Origin of the sequence: Limnofasciculus baicalensis BBK-W-15 (assembly GCF_024178385.1) — a bacterium.
Classification (GTDB): Bacteria; Cyanobacteriota; Cyanobacteriia; order Cyanobacteriales; family Coleofasciculaceae; genus Limnofasciculus; species Limnofasciculus baicalensis.
The window spans coordinates 1-4,989 of record NZ_JAMZMM010000402.1 but is presented as its reverse complement, the minus strand read 5'-3'; the positions used below and the strand labels follow the sequence as shown (position 1 = coordinate 4,989).

4 protein-coding genes and 1 pseudogene are annotated in these 4,989 nt (G+C 41.1%); all 5 read left to right on the top strand.

The features are described 5' to 3' along the window. Positions 1 to 899 (top strand): annotated as a pseudogene (locus tag NJ959_RS25355) (collagen-like protein); the annotation flags it as partial. An 18-nt stretch (positions 900 to 917) separates the two neighbouring features. Continuing rightward, positions 918 to 989, top strand: coding sequence for a TMEM134 family protein (locus tag NJ959_RS25350; protein ID WP_254014536.1), 72 nt, complete (start codon positions 918 to 920; stop codon positions 987 to 989). 123 nt (positions 990 to 1,112) lie between these two features. Then, positions 1,113 to 1,913, top strand: a complete 801-nt coding sequence (locus NJ959_RS25345; RefSeq protein WP_254014534.1) for an ABC transporter permease — start codon at positions 1,113 to 1,115, stop codon at positions 1,911 to 1,913. Positions 1,914 to 2,030: 117 nt separating this feature from the next. Then, on the top strand, positions 2,031 to 3,785 hold the full coding sequence (locus NJ959_RS25340; protein WP_254014535.1) for a GldG family protein: 1,755 nt from the start codon (positions 2,031 to 2,033) through the stop codon (positions 3,783 to 3,785). A 297-nt stretch (positions 3,786 to 4,082) separates the two neighbouring features. Continuing rightward, positions 4,083 to 4,989 (top strand): DUF4340 domain-containing protein (locus tag NJ959_RS25335; protein ID WP_254014533.1); only part of this gene is annotated, 907 nt, incomplete at its 3' end.

Below are 4,989 nucleotides of genomic sequence, written 5' to 3'. Positions count from 1 at the left end.
CTGAAGATTCTCGCTGGGAAATCCCCAAATGTACGGGCACTCCAGGTACTCCTGAATATAGTTGCAAAAATGAAACTTATTCTTGTCAAGATGGCAAGGATGCCAGGGATGGCAGAGATGGTGGCGATGGCAGAGATGGCGCTCTGGGTACGCTAACTTTGATTAATCGCAGTGAAGCTTTGCCGCCAGATACACCGACGGCAACTCTGGGAATGCCAGAATTACAAAATCGTACTGTCTCTCTTTCTCTTAATCAATGGCAGACAAAGAGCGGTGCTACTACTATTTTAGCTCCAGGCTCGATAATTAGCGATCGCTACCGGGAATTTTTGGCTCGAATTGAAGGCTCGTTTCAGTTAGTATGGAATGCTAATCGCTCAATTGCTGATTTCTACGATAGGCGAGTTACTTTAAGTTTAAAGGAAGATAAACAAATCGAGGTTTCTTTGCCAGAAGATGTCTGGTTTGATGGCACAACTACCCAGGAAAAAGGGGTAACGCGGTTTGTTGTTACTGGTGCAATCCTGGAGAGTGAAGCAACTAAGTTAACCAGAGCTGATTTTTCGGGTAGTGGGCAAAATCTCACTTTTAGTCTAGTGGATTTGGCTGGTAAATCAGATTTAATTACTACTCAGTTTGCGATTAAGTATCGCACGACTAGAGATAGCGATAGATTTGACAGATTTGGAGAATATATTACTCGTTACGAGGGGAATATTCCGGGGGATTTAGTGACGCAGAATAATAATCGCTTTACTCTAAATTTAGGTGAATTACCGATAGACAGAGAGTTTCTGAAACCAGGAATAGGAGTGGAGATTGAGTTAGTCGCGATTCGTTCTTTTGCGGGGAATTACACGGAGCAGAAAATGGATTGGCGAGGGGAAATTAAGCGATAATTTGTTGTTGGTTGTTGGTTGTTGGTTGTTGGTTGTTGGTTGTTGGTTGTTGGTTGTTGGTTATTAGTCATTCCCCACTCCCTGGAATAGTTATCAGTGTTGAGTGTTGAGTTTTAAATTAAAACTCAAAACTCAAAACTCAAAACTCAAAACTCAAAACTCAAAACTCAAAACTCAAAACTCTCTTCCCCAAAATCAGGAGTAGATAAATAAATGATGATAATTATTGCCAACATCTGGGCAATTTTCCGCAAAGAATTACAGGGTTATTTTTATTCGCCACTCGCTTATTTAGTGGCGGCACTTTTTTGGTTGATATCTGGCTTCTTTTTTGTCCAAATTCTCCTCGGGCCAGAGGGTGTGATCCAGCAAGCAGCAGCTAGAGAACAATTTGGTACGCCTGCTTCGTCGGAGGATTATGCTTATCAGTTTTTGTTCTTTTTCTTAAGCGTTATTGGTTCTTTGGCTACCTTTGTTTTGCCAATTCTATCCATGGGGCTTTATGCAGAGGAACGGAAACAGGGAACATTGGAACTTTTGGCAACTTCACCTCTCACTAACTGGGCGGTGGCTGTGGGGAAATTGTTGGGAGTACTAGCATTTTTCACGGTAATGATTTTGCCATTAATTGGATATGAAGCGATCGCGCTGAGTGCAGCTAATCCGCCAATTCAGCCTGCTGTGCCATTAGTAGCTCATCTGGGATTAATTTTACTCGCAGGATCTATTCTTTCTTTGGGTATGTTTATTTCGTCCCTAACTGATAGTTCTGTCTTTGCTGCCTTTATGACTTTTGGGTTGGTTTTGTTCCTCTGGTTGGTGGATTTAATTGGTAAAAATATCGGTGGAAGTTTTGGAGAGGTTTTGAATCATCTGTCTTTGTTGGAGAATTATAATAATCTGGTTAAAGGGGTTCTGGATACTAGCAGTATTATTTTATTTGTTAGTTACATTATTCTTGGTGTGTTTTTGACGGCTCAATCTATTGATGCTTTGCGGTTCCAACGCTCTTGAGAATGGTGTGTGTTTTTTAACGCAAAGGTACGCAAAGGGAGACGCAAAGGTACGCAAAGGGTTTTTCTCATTCCCCACTCCCCACTCCCCATTTCCCATTCCTGGTGCTATAAATCTATGGTGAAGATTATCAAACGTAAAATTTATTTAAAATACCTGTTTTGGTTTGGTCCTATCCTGAGTATCATGGGATTTACTGCTCAAGCTGTGAGTGGTGAATGGTCGCCAATATCTTTGGGGTTACTGACTGCTGGATTGGTGATTATTGGCTTGTGGTTGCTATTTCTTGATAAGTTGGCTCCTGGTTTTTGGGGACGGCGTTCAACTCAAGTTGGGACTAATGCGGCGGTGGCAACCTTGGCGATGGTGGTGATTTTGGGGCTAATTAATTTTTTGGGTGTTCGCTATTCGATGCGATTGGATTTAACTGAAAATCAGTTATTTACTCTTTCTCCTCAATCCCAAGCAGTTGTTAAAGAGTTGGAACAGCCTGTGAAATTGTGGGTGTTCGATCCTATTCCTAATCCAGTAGATAGGGAAATTTTGGATAATTATCGCCGCTATGGAGCGAAGTTTGAATTTGAGTTTGTTAACCCCCAAATTAAACGCTCTATTGCAGAAAAGTTTAAGGTTAATGCTGTGGGAGAAGTTTATTTGGAGTATGGCTCTGAACGAAAGTTGGTACAAAGAGTAAATCCTAACGAGCGGTTACAGGAAATTACCATAACTAATGCTATCGAAAGTATTACTAGTAATCGCAAAGATGTGGTTTATTTCCTTCAGGGGCATGGGGAACGCCCTCTAGAAGAGGCGGAAGGCGGATTATCTCAAGCGGTAAAGACTCTTACTGATAAAAATTTTACCCCTCAACCTCTTAATTTAGCCCAGCGTTCAGAAGTACCTCAAGATGCTTCTGCTGTGGTTATTGCAGGACCTAAACGAGCTTTATTTGAGCCGGAAGTTGCTGCATTAAGTAAGTATCTTGCTAATGGTGGTAGTCTCCTGGTAATGGTAGATCCTGATACTAATCCTGGAATGGATAGTTTATTGACTGACTGGGGTGTCACTCTGGATACTAGAATTGTAATTGATGCCTCAGATCAAAGACCAACTGAGCTAGGTCCAGCAATCGCACTAGTAACTAGTTATGGAGATCATCCTATTACTAAAAGTTTTGGTAATGGATATTCTTTTTATCCATTGGCTCGCCCCATCGAAACTAAGGTAATCCTCGGTATTCAGGAAACTCCTTTGGTGATGACAAATAACCAAAGTTGGGCAGAAAATAATCCAGAAGACCAACCGTTAGAGTTTAATGAAGAAAAAGGCGATCGCCCAGGTCCGTTAGTATTAGGTGTAGCTTTAAACCGCAAAGCGGGATACCAAGTCAATTCAAATAATGCTAAACCTACACCGACACCAACTCTTTCTGTTTCTCCTGCGCCAACCACTAGTCCAACTCCTTCTGTTTCTCCTTCTCCAACCATTAGTCCAACTCTTTCTGTTTCTCCTTCTCCAACATTAGAAGCTTCTCCTACACCCACTACTACTCCAACTCCTTCACCCACGAATACAGACAAGATTGATAATAATAAAACCAAATCTGAAGCACGATTAGTGGTTTATGGAAACTCCAATTTTGCCAGTGATGGTGTCTTCGATCAACAACTAAATAGTGATGTCTTTCTCAATTCTGTAAGCTGGTTAAGTAAGCGGGATGACAAAACTCTTTCTATCCGCCCCAAAGAACAAAAAAACCGCCGGATTGAAATAACATCTATTCAAGCTGGATTATTAGGTTGGAGTGCCCTAGCGATTATGCCTTTATTCGGTTTTGGTGCAGCCGGGGTAATGTGGTGGATACGTCGTTAGTTGTTGGTTATTGGTTGTTGGTTGTTGGTTATTGGTTATTGGTTGTTGTATCTGAGCCAATTATTGTTGGTGAGATAACTAAATAATTGTGACAGGCGAGACACCTGTTTTACAAGGGAGCATCCCAATGAAGGCAAAGATACTTGTTTTTGCCCCCCTTTTCACCCCCCCAGCCCCCCTTGTGAAAGGGGGGAGCAAGAATACAACCTGCATTTCTTCCTTTCTCGGGATGCTCCCTTTTACAACAAACAACAAACAACAAACAACAAACAACAAACAACCAATAACAAACAACAAATGAAGCTACAGCGAAGTACTTGGATTTTATTGAGTTTAGCCCTATTATTGGGAGTGGGCGTTTATTTCTATGAAAAGCAGGTAGCGCCTCAAAAGGAAATTGTAAAAACAACTAAAAAACCAATTTTTTCCTTTAAAGAAGATCTGATTCAATCCCTGACAATTTATATTAATAAAAAGCCATTACAAATAGTAAAACTTGAACGTGTGAGTGGTGGAAAAACGCAGTGGCAAATGAAATATCCACAGGATGTTCCTGCAAGCGATGCGGCTGTTTCTTTTTTGTTGAACTTGCTAGTGGAGGGAAAAAGCGATCGCACTATTAATAATGTTTCGGCTGAACAGCTTAAGGAGTATGGATTAGATGAACCTGAATTTCAAGTGAAAATAGAACTAAAAAATAAGCAAACTCATCGGATAATCTTAGGTAAACTAGACTTTAATCGCAGTTTCTTATATGCTCAGATCGATCCTTATATTCAAAATAATCATAAGTCAGAAGTACTGTTAGTTCCTGTAGACTTTGAGTATGCTGTCAATCGTCCCCTGGCGGAATGGCAACCAAGTAAATCGGAACAACCTAAAATTAACACTCCTGCAAATACTCCAACTCCAAATAATTCACCAAATACTGAAATTACGCCATCCCCTGATGTGAAAAAACCATCTCAGGAGAAACCTCAACTATCGCCAACCTCAACCACGCCATCACAGAAACCTCAACCATCTCCAACTTCAACTACGCCATCACAGAAACCTCAACCATCTCCAACTTCAACAACGCCATCGCAGAAACCACAACCATCTCCAACTTCAACAACGCCATCGCAGAAACCACAACCATCTCCAACTTCAACAACACCATCACAAAAACCTCAACCATCTCCAACCTCAACAACACCATCAC